General features: G+C 51.0%; 15 protein-coding genes. 12 read left to right on the forward strand and 3 right to left on the reverse strand.

The window, feature by feature from the left end:
- Positions 1 to 58 precede the first annotated feature (58 nt).
- From dnaJ to deoC, 9 genes are all read left to right on the forward strand, one after another.
- Positions 59 to 1,180, forward strand: a complete 1,122-nt coding sequence (gene dnaJ / locus BBG47_RS03045) for a molecular chaperone DnaJ (protein WP_036592446.1) — start codon at positions 59 to 61, stop codon at positions 1,178 to 1,180.
- A 256-nt stretch (positions 1,181 to 1,436) separates the two neighbouring features.
- Positions 1,437 to 1,634, forward strand: coding sequence for a YfhD family protein (locus BBG47_RS03050; RefSeq protein WP_021256823.1), 198 nt, complete (start codon positions 1,437 to 1,439; stop codon positions 1,632 to 1,634).
- Complete coding sequence (locus BBG47_RS03055; protein ID WP_021256822.1) at positions 1,631 to 1,828, forward strand: hypothetical protein; 198 nt, start codon at positions 1,631 to 1,633, stop codon at positions 1,826 to 1,828. Before BBG47_RS03050 ends, BBG47_RS03055 begins: the two co-directional genes overlap by 4 nt.
- A gap of 160 nt (positions 1,829 to 1,988) precedes the next feature.
- Positions 1,989 to 2,969 carry a 50S ribosomal protein L11 methyltransferase gene (prmA, locus tag BBG47_RS03060; protein WP_021256821.1) on the forward strand — a complete coding sequence of 327 codons (981 nt, stop codon included), beginning with the start codon at positions 1,989 to 1,991 and terminating at the stop codon, positions 2,967 to 2,969.
- A gap of 17 nt (positions 2,970 to 2,986) precedes the next feature.
- Positions 2,987 to 3,670 (forward strand): site-2 protease family protein, encoded by a 684-nt coding sequence (locus tag BBG47_RS03065; RefSeq protein WP_065290475.1) that lies wholly within the window; start codon positions 2,987 to 2,989, stop codon positions 3,668 to 3,670.
- Positions 3,671 to 3,789: 119 nt separating this feature from the next.
- On the forward strand, positions 3,790 to 4,569 hold the full coding sequence (locus BBG47_RS03070) for a 16S rRNA (uracil(1498)-N(3))-methyltransferase (RefSeq protein WP_065290518.1): 780 nt from the start codon (positions 3,790 to 3,792) through the stop codon (positions 4,567 to 4,569).
- A 3-nt stretch (positions 4,570 to 4,572) separates the two neighbouring features.
- On the forward strand, positions 4,573 to 5,913 hold the full coding sequence (gene mtaB, locus BBG47_RS03075; protein WP_021256818.1) for a tRNA (N(6)-L-threonylcarbamoyladenosine(37)-C(2))-methylthiotransferase MtaB: 1,341 nt from the start codon (positions 4,573 to 4,575) through the stop codon (positions 5,911 to 5,913).
- A 196-nt stretch (positions 5,914 to 6,109) separates the two neighbouring features.
- A complete protein-coding gene (locus BBG47_RS03080) occupies positions 6,110 to 6,541 on the forward strand; it encodes an NUDIX hydrolase (protein ID WP_065290519.1) in 432 nt (143 codons plus the stop codon).
- A 33-nt stretch (positions 6,542 to 6,574) separates the two neighbouring features.
- A complete protein-coding gene (gene deoC / locus BBG47_RS03085) occupies positions 6,575 to 7,288 on the forward strand; it encodes a deoxyribose-phosphate aldolase (protein ID WP_065290476.1) in 714 nt (237 codons plus the stop codon).
- On the opposite strand, the gene BBG47_RS03090 is transcribed toward deoC, so the two are convergent.
- Positions 7,221 to 8,186 (reverse strand): Na/Pi cotransporter family protein, encoded by a 966-nt coding sequence (locus BBG47_RS03090; RefSeq protein WP_065290477.1) that lies wholly within the window; start codon positions 8,184 to 8,186, stop codon positions 7,221 to 7,223. The genes deoC and BBG47_RS03090 overlap by 68 nt on opposite strands.
- 105 nt (positions 8,187 to 8,291) lie before the next feature.
- On the opposite strand from BBG47_RS03090, the gene BBG47_RS03095 reads away from it, so the two are divergent.
- Positions 8,292 to 9,674, forward strand: a complete 1,383-nt coding sequence (locus tag BBG47_RS03095) for a class I SAM-dependent rRNA methyltransferase (protein WP_065290478.1) — start codon at positions 8,292 to 8,294, stop codon at positions 9,672 to 9,674.
- Positions 9,675 to 9,830: 156 nt separating this feature from the next.
- Here the strand turns inward: BBG47_RS03095 and BBG47_RS29370 are convergent, their stop codons facing one another.
- Positions 9,831 to 10,049, reverse strand: a complete 219-nt coding sequence (locus tag BBG47_RS29370) for a hypothetical protein (protein WP_139070664.1) — start codon at positions 10,047 to 10,049, stop codon at positions 9,831 to 9,833.
- A gap of 344 nt (positions 10,050 to 10,393) precedes the next feature.
- Positions 10,394 to 10,756, reverse strand: a complete 363-nt coding sequence (locus tag BBG47_RS03100) for a DUF1835 domain-containing protein (RefSeq protein WP_065290479.1) — start codon at positions 10,754 to 10,756, stop codon at positions 10,394 to 10,396.
- Positions 10,757 to 11,038: 282 nt separating this feature from the next.
- Between BBG47_RS03100 and addB the strand changes: the two genes are divergently transcribed.
- Together addB and BBG47_RS03110 are read left to right on the forward strand one after the other, a co-directional pair.
- Positions 11,039 to 14,641: a helicase-exonuclease AddAB subunit AddB gene (addB, locus tag BBG47_RS03105; protein WP_065290480.1), complete on the forward strand. Its 3,603-nt coding sequence runs from the start codon at positions 11,039 to 11,041 to the stop codon at positions 14,639 to 14,641.
- Positions 14,619 to 18,950: a UvrD-helicase domain-containing protein gene (locus BBG47_RS03110; RefSeq protein ID WP_065290481.1), complete on the forward strand. Its 4,332-nt coding sequence runs from the start codon at positions 14,619 to 14,621 to the stop codon at positions 18,948 to 18,950. The genes addB and BBG47_RS03110 overlap by 23 nt, the downstream gene beginning before the upstream one ends.
- Positions 18,951 to 18,959: the final 9 nt, after the last annotated feature.

The following is an 18,959-nucleotide window of genomic DNA, read 5'->3' on the forward strand; positions in this document are numbered from 1 at the left end:
TGCAGTGAATTCGTATAGTCTTCTATAGAGGTATGCTACGAAAGCGTATGGGGGTGGAATAGTGGCGAAACGAGATTATTATGAAGTGCTTGGCGTTGCCAAAGGTTCTGGCGACGACGAGATTAAGAAGGCGTATCGCAAGCTCGCACGCCAATATCACCCGGATGTCAACAAGGCCGCGGACGCAGAAGACAAGTTCAAGGAAGTCAAAGAAGCGTACGATGTGCTAAGTGACAATCAAAAACGGGCGATGTATGACCAATACGGTCATGTCGATCCGAACCAAGGTATGGGTGGCGGCGGAGGCGACTTCGGCGGATTTGGCGATATCTTCGATATGTTCTTCGGCGGCGGTGGCCGCAGCAAGGATCCGAACGCGCCTCAGCGTGGCGGAGATTTGCAGTACACGATGACGATCGAATTCAAGGAAGCTGTATTTGGCAAAGAGATGGACATTACCATCCCGCGTACCGAGCAATGCGACACATGCTATGGTTCTGGAGCGAAGCCGGGAACGAAGCCAGATGCATGTACGACTTGCCACGGAACAGGACAGCAAGAAGTCGTGCAGAATACGCCGTTTGGCCGCATGGTCAACCGTCGTGCATGTTCGACATGTCAAGGCCGAGGCAAAATTATTCGTGAGAAGTGTGGAACTTGTCACGGTGCAGGTACTGTGAAGAAGCAGCGCAAAATTCATGTCCGCATTCCTGCGGGTGTCGATGATGGCGCACAGCTGCGCATGAGCGGCGAAGGGGAAAGTGGACTTCGCGGCGGGCCGAGTGGGGATCTGTATATCGTAATCCGTGTGAAACGCCACGAGTTCTTCGAGCGTGACGGGGACGATATCTATTGCGAGATTCCGCTTACGTTCGCGCAAGCAGCGCTTGGCGACGAAATTGAAATTCCGACGCTGACGGAGAAGGTGAAGCTGAAAATACCGGCTGGTACACAGACGGGCACGTTCTTCCGCCTGCGTAACAAAGGGGTTCCACGCCTGCGCGGTTCCGGTCAAGGCGATCAGCATGTGAAGGTTGTTATCGTGACACCGACGAAGCTGTCTGACGAGCAGAAGGAGCTGCTTCGCCAATTCGCGGAGAAGAGTGGCGAACATCCGAACTACGGCGGGAATGAAGAATCGTTCTTTGATCGGATGAAGCGTGCTTTCCGCGGAGATTAACAATAATTTCATACAACTGCGATTGGCCGATTTGTCTATACCATTTATCATTCATGTATATGTTCATAATTTCGGTCGGAGCATAGAGAAGGATCACAACGAACGTATTGAGATTTTCAATGCGTATGTTGTGATCCTTTTTATTGTTTCTTAGAGAACTATGTACGACTTATTTACGCCATATGCATAATCCGATGGAAACTGACTCAAGTTATGGAGGAGATATATTGATGACGAACCCGAAGGAGGCGCACCGATGAACAATTTCCATGATACGCATAACCGCCCCTCAAGCGCTTACAGCGAGCAGGCAGATGCGGACGTTAATCAACAGGTTGTCCCAGCGGACGGCAAGTTTGAGGATGTGGAATTTTCATATGAAGAGGCGGATCGCGATGACTTGAAGGCATTGGAGCGTGCGAATCAGGCCGATGAGCGTGCGGAACAGTCGTGACACGCATAACAGCTACTTTTGAGCATGCTTCGGCTGCAGATGTATGTGAGCGCAAGCTGGAGGCATTAAGAGGGCAAGACATACGTATTACGGCAGGCGACGACTATTACATGGTCAGCGCGGATGTTGAAGAGGACGTGCTGGATCGGGCCTATGCGCTCATCCGCGACCATTTAGGCGAAGCCTCCAAGTGAGCGCCGACAACTGAATAATGCGTTGAATGAATCAACATAAAGAGGAAAAACTCCACAGCGATAGCGCTCCTTAGTGAACGCTCGTTGTATGGAGTTTTGTTTTTGTGTACAATAAATAGAATGTGTAGCTATTTTAAGATGTATAGGAGGATGTACGATCGTGCATTGGCATGAATTAACGATACATACAACCGAAGAGGCAATTGAAATGATATCGAACTTTTTGCATGAGGCTGGCGCTGGGGGCGTGACGATTGAAGAATCGGGGACGCTTAACAAGCAGCGCGATACTACGTATGGGGAATTGTATCAATCTCCACTGAACGATATCCCTGAGGGACAAGCAGTCGTACAAGGATATTTTGCAGATGGAACGGATTTGAAGGAAGTAGAAGCAGTCATTCGTGAGCGCATTGAAGAACTCAGAAGCTATCAGATCGATCCCGGTGAAGCTTTAATTTCGTGGAAGACGGTTCATGAGGATGACTGGGCAAATGCGTGGAAGCAGTATTTCAAGCCAGCACGTGTTACTGAGCGATTGACCATTAAGCCGACATGGGAGTCCTATACGGCGCAAGAAGGTGAGCAGATTATTGAGCTGGATCCAGGGATGGCATTCGGAACGGGAACGCATCCGACGACCTCGCTCTGCTTGCGTACCTTAGAAAGTGTCGTTCAAGGCGGAGAAGATGTCATTGATGTTGGGACAGGCTCAGGCATATTGGCAATTGGAGCCTGCAAGCTTGGCGCCAAGCATGTGCTTGCGATTGATCTGGATCCGGTTGCGGTATTAAGCGCGAAGGAAAATACCAGCTTGAACGGTCTAGCCGATGAAATAACAGTGCGAGAAGGCGACCTGCTTAGTATTATCAAAACGAGCGGTACCGATGAGGAGCAGGAGCTTGGCGTGCAGCTTCCGGTTCAGATCGTAGTAGCCAATATTTTGGCGGAGATCATTCTGCTGTTCGTCTCGGATGTCTACGAAGCATTGCAGCCAGGCGGAGTTTACATCGCATCAGGCATTTACAAAAATAAAGAAGACGTCGTGGAGCAGGATTTGCTCGCGAAAGGCTTCATTGTTGAAGCGAAGCACCGGGAAGAAGACTGGATTGCATTCGTTGCGCGCAAGCCGTTTGAATAGAGGAGAGGGGACAATTTATGGATTTTCTAAATAGCCTGCTGGTAGTCAAGCTGGAGTTGCTGCCCTTTCTCGTACTGTCACTGTTGATTTCGTTCACTGTTCACGAATTTGCACATGCTTACTCCGCATGGAAATTTGGTGATCCGACAGCGAAGATGCTCGGCCGCGTCAGTTTGAACCCGAGGAAACATATTGATTTCCGTGGTATGCTGTTGTTCGTCATCGCTGGCTTCGGATGGGCAAGGCCTGTTCCTGTCAATCGGGACAACTTCAAAAAGCCGCGTGCAATGGGGATTGTTGTATCCGCAGTCGGACCGCTCAGCAACTTGCTATTAGCATTCATTGGTACATTGGTGCTTCATCTTGGATTTAAATTGGGGTTTGTCGATGTGGGATCTGGGAATCGGATCCACTTGGCATTATTTTATTTCTTGTCCTTCTTGATCTCGAACAATGTCCTGCTGTTCTTGTTCAACTTAATTCCACTGCCGCCGCTTGACGGCTATCGCATAGTGGAAGATTTGGCGCCGGCTCATGTACGTTCCCGGTTGCAGCAGATTGAACAATGGTCGATCTTTATCTTCTTGATTATCGTGTTCATCCCTGTGTTGCGGGATAAGACGCTAGGGCCTTTGTTCAGCTTGATCCAGCCGATCATGAGGGAGATGTCCCGAGCAGCTATGTTCATCGTAGGCAGTTAAGAATACCCGCGCAGCAAGCTGTCCACGCTGTCTAAGGAGTATCCAGAATACGAGTGAAAAATGTTGACAATGCTGGCGAATGCCGCTTAAAACGTGTATGATGAGGAATGTTGATTACGATGCAGAAATATTTTGTGCCCTCCGCGCAGTTCGGAGATCAAAGCATACAAATTACGGGCAATGATGCCCACCATATTATGAACGTAATGCGCCTCAAGCCTGGAGCTGAGATATTGGTCAGCGATGGGGAGAAGCGTGAGGCGGTCGTCGTGATTGAACAGTGCGGTGCGGATGGGGTAGAAGCTCGAATTGTCGAGATGAGGGACTTCGACCGAGAGCCGACCGTACAAGTAACCATTGCGCAAAGCTTGCCGAAAGGCGATAAAATGGAGCTTATCATTCAGAAATGCACGGAGATTGGTGCCGTGCATTTCATGCCGTTCATCTCAGAACGGACAGTTGTTCAATATGACAGCAAGAAGGAAGCGAAGCGCTTGGAGCGTTGGGGCAAGATTGCGAAGGAAGCAGCTGAGCAGTCTCATCGGAATGTTGTCCCGACGATCGCAACATCAATGAACTGGAAGGCCTTGACGGCCCAGTTCGCATCCTATGACCTTGTTCTTATCTGCTATGAGGATGAGCGAGGGACGATGCTGCGCGACGTATTAGAAGCGTTCGCACCTACACAGGGCGACATGCAGGGAAGTATGGCGAAGCAAGCTCGAATGATGATTGTCATCGGGCCTGAGGGTGGATTTGCTGCGCAGGAAATTCATTCCGCTGTGGAAGCTGGAGCACGATGTGTCAGCTTAGGCCGCCGCATATTGCGAGCAGAAACGGCAGGTATGGCTGCATGTGCCTGCATCATGTATCAATTCGGAGAAATGGGGGGAATGTGAACGATGCCATCAGTAGCATTTTACACATTGGGCTGCAAAGTCAATTTTTACGATACAGAAGCGATCTGGCAATTGTTCAAAAATGAAGGCTATGAGCAGGTCGACTTCGAGCAGACGGCAGATGTATACCTGATTAATACGTGTACCGTAACCAATACAGGCGACAAGAAGAGCCGTCAAATCATTCGTCGCGCTGTGCGCCGCAATCCTGACGCAATTATTGCGGTAACAGGATGCTATGCGCAGACATCGCCTGCGGAGATTCTTGACATTCCAGGCGTTGATCTCGTTATCGGCACACAGGATCGTGAGAAGTTGATGGATTACATTCGTGAGCTGCATGAACAGCGCCAGCCTATTAATGCGGTACGCAACATTATGAAGACACGTGCGTTCGAGGAATTGGACGTGCCTGATTTCGCAGAGCGGACGCGTGCGTTCTTGAAGATTCAAGAAGGGTGCAACAACTTCTGTACATTCTGTATTATTCCTTGGTCGCGTGGTCTATCCCGCAGCCGTGAAGCGGAGAGTGTGTTAAATCAGGCTCGCCAGCTCGTAGCGGCAGGCTACAAGGAGATCGTACTCACAGGGATTCATACCGGTGGGTACGGCGACGATATGGAGAACTATGACTTGACCGATCTGTTGTGGGATTTGGACAAGGTAGAGGGGCTTGAGCGTATTCGTATCAGTTCCATTGAAGCCAGCCAAATTGATGATCGCATGATCGAAGTACTGAACAAGTCCTCGAAAATGTGCCGTCATCTGCATATTCCGCTTCAAGCGGGCAATGACGAAGTATTAAAGCGTATGCGCCGCAAATATACGACACAGGAATTCGCGGAGAAGATTGCTCGTATTCGTGAGGCAATGCCGAATGTGGCGATTACGACAGACGTCATTGTAGGCTTCCCAGGTGAGACGGATGAGCATTTCCGTCAAGGCTATGAATTTATGAAGCAAGTGGGCTTCTCTGAAATGCATGTATTCCCGTATTCGAAGCGTACAGGTACTCCGGCTGCGCGCATGGAGGATCAAGTGGATGAAGAAGTGAAGCATGCTCGCGTTCATGAGCTGATTGATCTGTCTGAACAAATGCAGCTGGAATATGCACAGAAGTTCGTTGGAGAAGTTGTCGATGTGATTCCAGAACGGAACACGAAGGGCGATGAAGGTGCTGGCATGCTGATGGGCTACTCGGACAATTACCTTCAAGTAATCTTCGAAGGAGATGAGTCCTTGATTGGCCAATTATGCCGCGTGAAAATTACAGAAGCGGGCGTGAATGAGAATCAAGGTATTCTTACGCGCGTCATTGGCCAGGAGCCAAATGTTGCTTCCTAATCACCTTGTCTAACATAGGATAGGCAATTGGAAATAGAGAAATATAGCAATAAGCTAGAGAACGAAACAACCGAAACCACTGAATAAAGAATCGAGGAGGATTCTCCGCTCGGCAATGGCTGAATGGATGAAATCCTCTTTCTTTTCGGTTAGGATATATACATAGGAGTAACGAACATAGATGGAGGTGCGCGAGATGAAGGAAGTATCCGCAGGAGGAGTCGTTTACCGTAGAAGAGGGGAAGGAATTGAGATCCAACTGATTCAAGATCGGTATGGCAAGATCTCGCTGGCCAAGGGCAAGATGGAGGCCGGAGAGACGATTGAACAGACGGCGTTGCGTGAAATATGGGAAGAGACCGGGATTCATGGACGAATCGATACCAAACTCGATACCATTTATTATCAATATGTACAACCACAAGCGGGTACAATTGATAAAGAGGTGCATTATTTCCTCGTTGAGGCAGAGGAAGGCCAGCTTCATGCGCAAATTGAGGAAATTCGCAGCGTAGAGTGGTACAGTCCGCAAGAAGCGTGGGAGAAGCAGCGTGAGTTCGGATATGATAACAACGACCACATCCTGCAAAAGGCATTTGAAGAATTGTCCATATCCGTAAATCTTTAATTCTCTGCACATTGCAGGAAGGAGAGAGTTTGCATGACGGATCAGCTTCAATTGGCACCATATATCGATCATACCCTGCTAAAGCCGGAGGCGACAGCGCGCGATATTGAGAAGCTGTGTGCGGAGGCGAGCCGATATCACTTCTACAGTGTGTGCGTGAACGGATCTTGGGTATCCGCTTGTCGCGATCTACTGAATGGAACCGGTGTGAATGTGACGGCGGTATGCGGCTTTCCATTGGGAGCTAGTTCCAGTCAAGCCAAGGCATTTGAAGCGGCCCGGGCGGTAGAGGATGGGGCTGCTGAGATCGATATGGTTCTGCAGATTGGAAGCCTGTTAAGCGGAGATGTGAAGGCTGTTGAACAGGACATCGCCCAGGTTGTCCGGATGGTTGAGGGAAGCGTGATCGTCAAGGTCACCTTGGAGACAGGCATTCTCCATACAGAGCATAAGATTGCGGCATGCAAAGCATCGGAAGCGGCAGGTGCCCACTTTGTCAAAACGTCGACCGGCTTCGGCAAGGGCGGGGCAACGCTGGAAGATATTCGTCTGTTGCGGGCGCATGTGCCTGCGCATATGGGCGTTAAGGCTTCCGGCGGCATTCGGGATACCGCCGCAGCGCTCGCAATGATTCAAGCGGGAGCAACGCGCATCGGCACGAGTTTCGGTATTGCAATTGTTAACGGATCCGGTTCCAAACCGGCAGGTAACACAAAGGCAGGGCCAGGAGGGAACTTGCAATATTAAAAATGGTCTGGGCGTGTGCAATCTGACCGGCGGCGTCGGAGCTAAATACGGCGCTAAGCTGTCCGATTTGGCTGATAAAAGGATAGAATAGGACAGCGCCGCCAATGTTCAGCACGACATGGGTCCAGGCGACGAACTGTCCGCTTCTTGTCCCGCCAAGTGAAGCAATTACGGCTGTGAAGCAGGTGCCAACATTAGATCCAATTGCGATCGCAATGCCAACTTCAACGGGTAATGCCCCGGTAGCTGATAATCCCATGGCCATTGCAATAATAGCTGCACTGCTGTGCACGAGTGCTGTTATGACGACGCCCGCTGCCAGCGCCCAGAGCAGACTGTCGCTTGATCGTTCCAAGAACCAAGTGAATAGTCCGCGCTGCTGCAGCGGCTCACTAATCTGCTTCATCCATTCAATGCCGAGCATAATGAAGGCGAAGCCTGCTGCGGCAAGGGAGCCGAATTGGAGCGGCCGCCACCAAGAGGCGATGCGATGCAGCAGCTTAGGCTGATATTCGTCGGCCAATGCCCCAATGAACCATCCGGCTAAGGACAGGAAGAGGAGGGGCTTGGCGAATTGGCTTATATTTAGACCAATCAACTCGGTTGTCAGACAAGTGCCGATATTGGTGCCTAGAATGATGCCGAGCGTGCGGGAGAAGTTCATAATACCGGCATTGACCAGACCTATCGTAATGACCGTGATGGCCGTGCTGCTCTGCAGTACGGCTGTCATGCCTGTGCTGAACAGCATTCCATGTATAGGGGTGCGGGTAGAACGGTGTAGAAACCGCTGCAGGTAGGGGCCAGCCCAAGCATGCAGGGCAAGCTCCATCGTTTTCATTCCGAATAGAAACAGTGCCAATCCGCTAAGGAGCGGGAACCAAATTTCTTTAAACATGAAGGGCTCCTTTGTCATCCATAATTCGTCGCAATAAGCTATTCCATTCTATGCTTGCGAGTGGACAACCATGACATGCCATTGGAGCTGAGAGGAGAACTGTAATTGAATAGGCCTTATGTGAAATTAATCCGTTCGCGGAAAAAGAGAATTGAACGACCCCATCCTTGGGTATATCAATCAGAGATTGAAACAGTCGAAGGAAATCCTCAGCCGGGGATGCTTGTCGATGTCCAGAACGCTCAGGGGAAATACATTGCAACAGGCTATTATAATCCTGCCTCGCAAATTATGGTGCGCATCGTATCCTATGAGCCAATTGAAGCAATGGATGAGGCCTTCTTCAAAGAGCGAATCGAACGTTGTGTTGCACATCGTCAGCGCTTCTTGCCTGGAGCCAAGGCTTATCGCCTCGTATATGGCGAAGCAGACTTTCTGCCAGGACTTATCGTGGATCGCTTTGGCGATGTTCTCGTCGTGCAGATTGTGACGCTGGGAATGGATGTCCATCGGGAAGCGTTGGTGGCAGCCCTAGTCGATGTCATGCAGCCGCGCAGCATCTATGAGCGCAGCGATGTGCCAATTCGTGAGCGTGAGGGTCTTGAACTGAAGACAGGCGTGCTGTATGGAGATTGTCCGCGCCATGTCCAAGTAGAGGAGAACGGGCTTATCATCGAGGTTGATATCGTAGAAGGACAGAAGACAGGCTACTTCTTCGACCAGCGTGAGAACCGCGCTTCCATTGCGCCGCTTATGACAGGCTGGGGAGCTCGCAGCGGCATCCAAATGGGTGAAGTAGAGGCCGAGGATGGAACCGTGCAGAGCTTGCCACTCAATGCGAAGGGAAAGCCCGTTACATTCCCATGGTGGGATGGTGCGACGGTGTTGGAATGCTTCTCTCACACAGGAAGTTTCACGTTGAATGCTTGTAAATATGGAGCCAAGAAGGTCACTTGTCTCGATATTTCCGAGCATGCGATCGAGAGTGCAAAGCGCAATGTCGAACTGAACGGCTTTACAGACCGTGTCGAGTTTGTCGTTGCGGATGCCTTCGCCTATTTGCGTGAGCAGGTTCATGGCTTGGAGGAGCGCACGCAGCGGGCAAGCGGAGAATCTAGTGCGAAGAAGGTGGATACTTCGAAACCGATGACTGCTGGAGGCGGACGTACGTGGGATGTCGTCGTGTTGGATCCTCCGGCCTTCGCGAAGACGCGAGGTGCTGTTGAAGGCGCGTACCGGGGCTACAAGGACATCAATCTTCATGGTATGAAGCTGGTCAATGAAGGCGGCTATCTTGTGACAGCAAGCTGCTCCTATCATATGCGTCCGGACATGTTCATGCAGTCCATATTGGATGCAGCCCAGGATGCAGGCAAGGTGCTGCGCCTTGTCGAATGGCGTCCTGCCGGCAAGGATCACCCGCAAATTGCGGGAGTGGATGAAGGTCATTATTTGAAGTTCGCCATCTTCGAGGTTCGCTCGAAGTAATCTTCCTAAAGTATCGATAGGATAAGGAAGAATAAACAAGAAAAGCGCCATTCATTGCAGACAGGTTTGGGATCGTCTGCAATGAATGGCGCTTGCTGTATATATGGGATAAAGTCAGCAGTTAGCATATATTTGAGTTTCTTCGGTTTCCTCACTCTATGCTCTTATTCCAGCTGTCGATCGGGTAATAAATGCGCCGCCAAGCCAGCGTCCATATCCACCAGACTGAGCCCAGTTGAGAGTACCATCCAGTACCTGCTGGCCGCTTTTGGTTAAGAGGAGGTGACCAGCATCGGCTAATGGAGACTTGAGAGGTTCCGGCAAGGAGGATGAAGAGGGAGATAGCTCAAGCAACGGAGCGTCTCCGCGGGTCATTCGACGCAGGTATCCCCAGAACTGCATATCCCCAAGTCCGTATTGCGGCAGTTGATTGCGAACAATCTCGAAGCAGTTCTGAAATGTAACAGCCCCATCTTGAACAGCGCCTAGCGTGGATCGCTCGACAATCCCGATTCCATCCTGTGTTGAGGGGTAACGGGAGAGGTGGAATTGAAGCGCTTCCGTAATAGCGCAAAATGGAGCAGGGGTACTGCTTGATTCCTGAACCCATTGTGCAATTTTCAGTGGGTATCGCCTCCATTGCTGAACATGATCGCTATCTCGGATTTGGGGTGCTTACGGGAGAGCAGTTGGCCCCTTATCGAGATGCCGCCATACGGTTATCCGCTGAGCACATCGAATGGATGCGTTCTGCTTGGATTGCGTATACAAGTCCAAAAGCGGAGCAGCATGGTAATGTCGAACAGATCGTGTTCGAACCATAATGCAATCTCTTGAGCAGGCAAAATATCTGATTTCCACATGCGTTCCTGTTCATTTCCTCTTTGCAAAAAAACAGTGGAAGGCAGCCCGCACATTCGCTCTAATTGCAGCGCTCGATAAGCCAGATACTGCTCAAGCCTAGCGTATACGGGGCCTTCGGTCAGCAGCTCTGAATATACCCATACCTGCTCATTCCACAGCTGTTCGGCGACTTTGGTTAGCTGCATGGCAGTACAATCTCCATTGACAATATGTATCATGACAATCAGCCTCCTTATTCGAATAGAGGGTAGGTTGAACATGAGCCTCGCCTTCGATTACGAAGTTACATGATGCACTGCAACTCACAAGAAGCAGATGGCGAATATCGGCATCGTTTCCAAACATGTGTTCTATCGCTAGTTTGAAATATGATATAATGAAACCTAATGCTAGAATCGGGTGTAACCGAAATTATATACCAATTATTGGTTTGATCATAGTGTATCATATCGTGGCAAGTAGATGCCATGAATCGCATTTAGGGAAATGGAGGGATCACTTTGCCGTTGCATTTTGTCATCGGTCGTTCCGGCAGTGGTAAGACGGAGCATGTGTTAAGAAGCGTACGAGATGAGCTTCGCAGCCAAGCGGACGGGGCACCGATTATATGGATAGTCCCCGAACAGGCAACCTTTCAGGCAGAGCATGCACTCATTCGTGAGGATGGAATCGCTGGCATATTGAGAGCGCAAGTACTAAGTTTCCGGCGACTTGCGTATCGCGTCATGCAAGAGGCTGGCGGCACTGCACTAACAGCGATCAATGAAGAGGGCAAGAAGATGCTGCTCTACAAGATTTTGCAGCGCCGCAAGTCAGATTTGCCTTTATTTGCGGGTGCAGCAGAACAATTCGGATTTATCGAGAAGCTTAACGATCTCTTTGATGAGATGAAGCGGTATCGAGTAGAGTCCAGTGAAGTTGAGGAGCATCTTGCTTTTTTGGACGCTCACATGACAGGACAACCGCTGTTATCCGCGAAGCTTCGCGACATTTCCAGCATCCTGCATGAGTTTGAATCGGAATTGGCTGGTCGCTACTTGGATGGGGAAGACGTGCTTGCTCGGTTGTCCGAGGGTGTTGCAGCATCGGAGTACGTGAAGAGCGCTGATATTTGGATTGACGGGTTTCACGGATTTACCCCACAAGAATATGCGGTTCTCGCTTCGCTCATTCTCCATGCGCCGAATATAAGTGTGACGCTGTGTTTGGATAAGGCTTATGCGCTTGGCGAAGTTCCGCATGAGCTGAATTTGTTCCATCCAACGGCAACTACTATGCTGAAGCTGCTAGAGATGGCCGATACGCTTGGCGTGGACATCGGAAGCATAACGCATCTTGACTCGAAGGAAGCGCCACTTCCTCGTTATACAGCTTCTCCGAAGCTTGCTCATCTGGAGCGGCATTTTGAACGCAAAGTACCCTATCGTGAGCCGGAAGTTAATGTGAAGAGTAAGGATAGCCATGCGTCCGATCACGATACGAAGCGAGAGGTTACGGTGCAGGCGGCAGTACATCGCCGCGCCGAGGTTGAAGCGGTTGCTGGGGAAATGCTGCGGCGTGTGCGCAACGAGCAGGTACGCTGGCGGGACATGGCGGTAATGGTGCGGAACATTGCACATTATGGTGAGCTGATTGATACGGTATTCACCGAGGCGGGGATTCCCTATTTTACAGATCAGAAGAAATCAGTCCTGCATCATCCATTTGTTGAGATGACGCGAGCGGTGCTTGATATCATAATAGGCAATTGGAAATACGACGCAGTATTTCGGTTTGTCAAAACCGATTTTTTGCTGTCCGAAGATGGTTCGATTACAAGAGAGCACTTTGACAAGTTGGAGAACTATGTGCTTGCATGCGGCATCGAAGGAGGCAGGTGGACAAGCAACCGTCCATGGCCTGCAATGCCGGAATTGTCGCTTGATCCTGATCATGCGGATGGAGCGGCGGAAGGCACAACTGAAGAAGCTGAGTCTGTTGAACGGCCAAGACATGCTCCAGAGTGGGTGGAGCAATGCCGCAGCATCATTGCCGATCCGATTGCTGAGCTTGCACGCGCAATGAAGGCGAGCTCGAACGTTCGCGGCATGTGCGAGGCTATGTATGCGTTCTGGATGGCGCTTGGTGTGCCTCATAAGCTGGAGCGCATGAGCCAAGATGCATTGCTTGACGGAGAGGTTCAACTATCACGGGAACATCGGCAAATATGGGGGGCTCTCTTAGATATATTGGATCAAATGGTAGAGATGGTCGGCGAAGAGAAGATGAGCATTGAATTGTTCGGCGGCATGCTGGATACCGGATTTGAGAGCATCAAGATGGCGCTTGTTCCGCCAGCGCTGGATCAAGTACTCATTGCTTCAATGGATCGGACAAGACCCGGCCAAATTAAGCACTTATATATGCTTGGCGTGAACGATGGCGTTATACCGGCTCGTCCGATTGAGGATGGCGTGCTTACGGAGCATGAACGGGACACTCTGCAGCAGATAGGCATGGAACTCGCGCCTGGCGTCCGCCGCAAGCTACTGGACGAGCGGTTCTTAATTTATCAGTCCTTCGCGACGCCTAGCGACAGTCTGTGGATTAGCTACGCACTCGCTGATGAAGAAGGGAAGACATTGCTGCCGTCCGAGGTGGTTCGGCATGTACGCGGCATGTTCCCACGTGTACAAGAGCGGCTCGTCATGGCTGAGCCGAATGAATTCATGAATGAGGAGGAGCAATCGGAATTCGCTGTCTATCCGGAATCTGCGCTGAAACACCTGATTGCTCAGCTGCGAGAGTGGCGCCAAGGAAGACCAATGGCAAATATATGGTGGGATGTGTACCGCTGGTTCGCCGCACAGCCAGCATGGCATGATCGGCTGAAGGTGCTGATGGGCTCGCTATTGTATCGGAATCAAGCAGAGACACTTACTCCGGCCACAAGCCGTCACTTGTACGGTACTGCCTTGCGAACCAGTGTGTCTCGCATGGAGCGCTTCGTAGCCTGTCCGTTCTCGCACTTCGCCTCCCATGGCTTGAAGCTGAAGGAACGTCGGGTATATCGATTGGAGGCTCCAGACATCGGGCAGCTGTTCCACGCAGCCCTCAGCCGCTTTGCCATTGATTTGCAGAGCTCGAATCGAACTTGGGCAGCGCTGTCTGCGGATGAATGTCGAGCAGAAGCGGATCGTATCGTGGATATGCTTGCCCCAAGACTGCAAGGGGAGATTCTGCTTAGCTCGAAGCGTTATGAGCATATCTCGCTCAAGCTGAAGCGAATCGTTGGCCGTGCTGCTTCCGTGCTTGGAGAGCATGCTCGCAGAGGTCAGTTTGAGCCAATTGGACTGGAAATGGACTTTGGTCCGGACAAGCCGCTGCCGCCGCTTCGATTTACTCTAAGCAATGGATGTACAATGGAGATCATCGGAAGGATTGACCGGGTGGACAAGGCGGACAGTGACCGCGGCGTGCTGCTTCGCGTCATTGACTATAAATCGAGTTCGACAGATTTGAAGCTGCAGGAAGTGTATTACGGTCTGTCGCTGCAAATGCTCACTTATTTGGATGTATTGATTACGTATGCGGAACTGTGGCTCGGCTCGTCGGCATTGCCTGCTGGCACACTCTATTTCCATGTCCACAATCCTTTGTTGCAGGCGGCGAATGGAATGAGTGTGGAGCAAGCTTATGAGCAAATGATGAAGAAATATAAAATGCGCGGACTCGTTTTGGCAGATCGCGAAGTTGTGTCCTTGATGGATGAGCCGCTTGAAAAAGGGTATTCAGACATTCTCCCGGTTGCGGTGAAGGCGGATGGGTCGTTCTACAGTAATGCATCTGTTGCGACTACGGAGCAATGGGATATGTTGCGGGGAACGGCTCGCTATGTGATCCAAGATATCGGAACCCGGATTACAGATGGTGATGTTCGTATAGACCCTTATCGCCTTGGTACGAAGAAGGCATGTGATTTTTGCAGTTATAAGCCAGTCTGCCAATTCGATGAGTTGACCGAAGGCAACGACTATCATGTATTGCCGCGGATGACGAAGGACGAAGTGTGGATGAGGATGGAAGGAGGAGCAGCGGACAATGAATCAGAACGAGAATCATAATGGGGACGAAGCGCTCGGCGGCAAGCGGCAGCAGGAGTTGGAGTTCGATCTGCTGAATTGGACACAGTCTCGTTCGGATGCTGTAGAGGCATCATCTACAGTCAGGGTGCTGCCAGACAAGCCGGAAGGAAGCACCTGGACAGATGAACAATGGCGTGCTGTCGTTGACGGGGGACAAAATGTGCTTGTCGCGGCTGCTGCTGGATCGGGGAAGACAGCGGTTCTCGTGGAGCGTATTATTCGGACGATTAGTGATGAAGAACAACCCGTCCATGTCGACCAGCTGCTTGTTGCAACCTTTACGAAGGCGGCTGCATCCGAGATGAGAGAGCGTATTCGACTTGCCTTGGAGCGGGAATTGGAGGCGAAGCCTGATTCTGAGCATCTGCGCCGTCAACTGGCGCTATTGAATCGCGCTTCTATCACGACACTGCATTCCTTCTGTCTAGAGGTTATTCAGCGCCATTTCCAATCGGTGCAGCTCGATCCGGCCTTTCGCATAGCAAATGACACGGAGACAGAGCTGCTGCGGCAGGACGTATTGGAGGAATTGTTTGAACAGCGCTATGCGGACGGTCACTCGGAATTCAAGCGAATGGTTGATTGGTTCAGCGGGGAACGCAGCGATGAAGCCGCATTCCGCTTAGTGCAGCAGTTGTTCGACTTCTCGCGCAGTCATCCATGGCCGGATGAATGGATGAAGGAGATGGCCGCTTCGTTCGAGGTGCAATCGGTGGAAGAACTGGGCAAGTCACCTTGGACGACAAGTGTTATGCAGGATGCACGCCTGACCTTGAATGGAATTGTAGAACTGCTGCGGCAGGCGTATCGATTATTGGACGCTCCTGGAGGCCCTGAGCCCTATCGGGAGGCACTAATTCAGGAATTGTCAGGTGCTGCTGCATTGGCTGAGGCCGCTGAACATGAACCATGGGAGAGGCTTTTCTCCTCATTTGACTTATTGGCGTTCGGCCGTTTGGCTGCTTGCCGGGGAGATAAGTACGATAAATCACTGCAGGAGCAGGTGAAACGTCTTCGCGACCAAGCAAAAGCGAGGCTGCAGCAGCTGCGGGACGAATTGTTCCGCAGAACACCAGAGCAATTTCTACAGGAACTGAGCGTGATAGCCCCAATCATGCATACGCTGGCTGATGTTGTCATTGAATTCGGTGAACGCTTTGAGGAAGCAAAGCGCAAGAAGGGATGGCTGGATTTTTCGGACTTGGAGCATTACTGCCTTCGAATATTGCGCCATCCAGACTCGACACCAGCTCATACGATTCCTTCAGAAGCAGCTAGACAGTATGAAGAACAATACGTTGAGATCCTGCTCGATGAATATCAGGACACGAACATGGTTCAAGAAGCGATTGTGAATCTGATTACGCGTTCCGGCGCTGGCAACCGCTTCATGGTAGGGGACGTTAAGCAGAGTATTTACCGCTTCCGCCTTGCCGAACCAGGTCTGTTCTTGAGCAAATATGAATCTTATTCTTCAGATAGCTCCGAGCAGAAGGGGATACGCATTGATTTGGCACGCAATTTCCGCAGCCGACAGGGTGTAGTAGATGCGGTCAATATGCTGTTCCGCCAGATCATGAATGACCGAGTAGCTGAGCTGAAATATGATGAAGCTGCTGAGCTCGTTTGCGGGGCGACTTATCCAACCTTGGAACAAATCAGCGATGAATTGCGTGCTGCTCAGCGCGAGCCGAATATGGAGCAGCTTGCAGAACGCCAAAACTATGCAACCGAACTGGTGCTCATTGAGAAGGCTAGTGCAAGTTCTGATGCAGAGCTGGCCTCCGATGAAAATGAGGATATTGATTCAGATGTGGAAGCTGCGGCTGTCGAAGCGCTTGATCCTGCTGAGATGGAAACAGCACGCCTTGAGGCGCGGACAATTGCGGCAAAAATCCGCAGGCTTCTCGGGGATGAAGGAACAGAACCGTTCCTCGTGTACGATAAGTATTTGAAGCGAATGCGTCCAGCGACGTATCGGGATATTGTAATTTTACTTCGGGCGACGCAAGCATGGGCACCGCTCATGGTAGAAGAACTGAGATTGGAAGGCATTCCTGCTTACGCCGAGTTCAATACGGGCTATTTTCAGGCTACGGAGGTAGAGGTTGTACTCTCTTTGCTTCGTGTTATTGATAATCCGCAGCAGGATATTCCATTGGCGGCGGTTCTCCGCTCTCCGATTGTCGGACTTACGGCAGAAGAGCTGGCACAAGTTCGACTTCAGGGAAAGGGTATTTCTTTCTATGATGCTGTGTGTAAAACGATGCACACCGAAGCGGCAGAACAAGAAGCTGAGGAGGTATCAAGCGACACTGACTTGCAGGATAAGCTGTATCGCTTTCTGTACAAGCTGGAGCATTGGCGGTCGGCGGCACGTCAAGGAAGTCTATCGCAGCTCATATGGCGACTGTACCGAGAGACGGGCTATTACGAATGGGTAGGCGGATTGCCAGGAGGTATGCAGCGGCAGGCCAATCTGCGAGCGCTATATGATCGGGCACGTCAATACGAATCCTCTTCCATTCGCGGTCTGTTCCGATTCCTACGCTTTATTGACCGCATGCGCGATACAGGAGGAGACTTGGGAACTGCTCGTGCGTTAGGGGAACAAGAAGATGTAGTTCGCATTATGACGATTCATAAGAGTAAAGGGCTAGAGTTTCCAGTTGTTTTTGTTGCAGGACTGTCGAAGCGATTCAATCAGCAAGACTTGAACTCGCCATTCTTGATGCACAAGAGGCTCGGATTCGGGCCGAAGTTCGTAGATGAAGAGCTCCGAGTTTCTTATCCGACACTTCCGAACTTGGCGATTCGCAGGCAAATGAAACTGGAACTGCTTGCTGAGGAGATGCGGGTGCTGTATGTCGCCTTGACAAGACCGAAGGAGAAGATGATTCTAATCGGTACTGTCAATGATCCAGAGAAGTCAATTCGGGAGTGGGGAGAAGCACTCGATGTAGAGTCCTTGCTGCTGCCTGATTATATGGTGGCACGGGCACGTTCCTACATGGATTGGATCGGGCCATCTGTTATTCGACATATGTCCGCGTCGGAATGGCGCCGATTCGCGGGGCTTCCGAATCGGAACGGGGAGTGCCTGCATGACGATCGCTCGGAGTGGAGACTGTCAATTATGTCCGCCGCGGTTCTTGCATCTGGTACAGCACTCGGCGGAGTGGAACTGGATGAGGATAAGGCGCAGGTGCTCGAGGCATTGGAGCGGCTGGACGTGCAGGAGAACATGCCGTCAAGCGATTGGCAAGCTGCGCTGGATGAGCGGCTTCGCTGGCGGGATCCGAATCGGATTGCAACTTTACTACCAGCGAAGACTTCAGTCACGGAAATGAAACGGATGTCGGCGTCGGATGAATGGCCAGCCGACCAATGGATTTCAGAGCCTCGTACCGACGAGCATGAGCCGGTCGATAGAGCGATGGCTGGAAATGAAACAACTATGGACAATGGCCATTCCTTGGAGACATCAGGGGGAAATGGCCCCGCTACATCTTCTCCCAGGAGTGAAGAAGGCTTCACGCTGCATCTGCGCCGTCCTAAATTTATGGAGGCTAGCAAGGTGACGCCAACGGAACGGGGGACGTTATATCATCTCTTTATGCAGCATATGCCTCTGCATTCGGATGTGACGATAGATACTGTTCACAACACCCTGCTCTATTTGGTACAGCATCAATATATGACGGACAAGCAAGCGGAAGCGATTGATCAAGCTGCGGTAGCTGGCTTTTTCGAGAGTGAGGTTGGCCGTCAACTGCTGCAGGCAACATGGGTGAAGCGAGAGCTTCCGTTCAGCTATGGTCTGACAGCTGCTGAAGCTTATACGATCGAATTGACGAGACAGCTGCATCTCAGCTCCGGGAATAGCAATCTCGCTCAGAAGCCCCCTGCTCATGAAGATGTGCCGGTAGCTGAGCCAGTTTCTAGCGAACAACCAACGCTGGACAACGATCGGTCGGGGAAATCGACGATGGAGCGGTTTGTCGCAACTTCGACCTTCGCGGCACGAGACACATCTGGCTTGCTTGATCAGGAGACGGTACTTGTTCAAGGGGTCATAGACTGCCTGTTCGAATGGGAAGGGCAGCTCGTGCTGCTCGATTATAAGACAGATAAGGTGCTTGCACATCGAGGCGGCCTAGAGGCACTAACGGAGCATTATCGTTTCCAGTTGAATTTATACGCACGTGCAATCGAACAGATATGGCATCGTCCAGTCGACCGTAAGGTGCTGTACTTTTTCGATGCTAAGCAAGCGTGTGAACTATAGTCTATTACA

The sequence above is a fragment of the Paenibacillus sp. KS1 genome, assembly GCF_001680695.1.
GTDB classification, from domain to species: domain Bacteria; phylum Bacillota; class Bacilli; order Paenibacillales; family Paenibacillaceae; genus Paenibacillus_B; species Paenibacillus_B suaedae.

What these genes read in the sequence shown, in the direction of transcription:
- BBG47_RS03070 (WP_065290518.1), top strand. Translation starts at nt 3,790, where the DNA reads ATGCAGAAATATTTTGTGCCCTCCGCGCAGTTCGGAGATCAAAGCATA.
- BBG47_RS03110 (WP_065290481.1), top strand. Translation starts at nt 14,619, where the DNA reads ATGAATCAGAACGAGAATCATAATGGGGACGAAGCGCTCGGCGGCAAG.
- BBG47_RS03050 (WP_021256823.1), top strand. Translation starts at nt 1,437, where the DNA reads ATGAACAATTTCCATGATACGCATAACCGCCCCTCAAGCGCTTACAGC.
- BBG47_RS03065 (WP_065290475.1), top strand. Translation starts at nt 2,987, where the DNA reads ATGGATTTTCTAAATAGCCTGCTGGTAGTCAAGCTGGAGTTGCTGCCC.
- BBG47_RS29370 (WP_139070664.1), bottom strand. Translation starts at nt 10,049, where the DNA reads ATGACCCGCGGAGACGCTCCGTTGCTTGAGCTATCTCCCTCTTCATCC.
- mtaB (WP_021256818.1), top strand. Translation starts at nt 4,573, where the DNA reads ATGCCATCAGTAGCATTTTACACATTGGGCTGCAAAGTCAATTTTTAC.
- deoC (WP_065290476.1), top strand. Translation starts at nt 6,575, where the DNA reads ATGACGGATCAGCTTCAATTGGCACCATATATCGATCATACCCTGCTA.
- BBG47_RS03090 (WP_065290477.1), bottom strand. Translation starts at nt 8,186, where the DNA reads ATGTTTAAAGAAATTTGGTTCCCGCTCCTTAGCGGATTGGCACTGTTT.
- BBG47_RS03100 (WP_065290479.1), bottom strand. Translation starts at nt 10,756, where the DNA reads ATGATACATATTGTCAATGGAGATTGTACTGCCATGCAGCTAACCAAA.
- BBG47_RS03080 (WP_065290519.1), top strand. Translation starts at nt 6,110, where the DNA reads ATGAAGGAAGTATCCGCAGGAGGAGTCGTTTACCGTAGAAGAGGGGAA.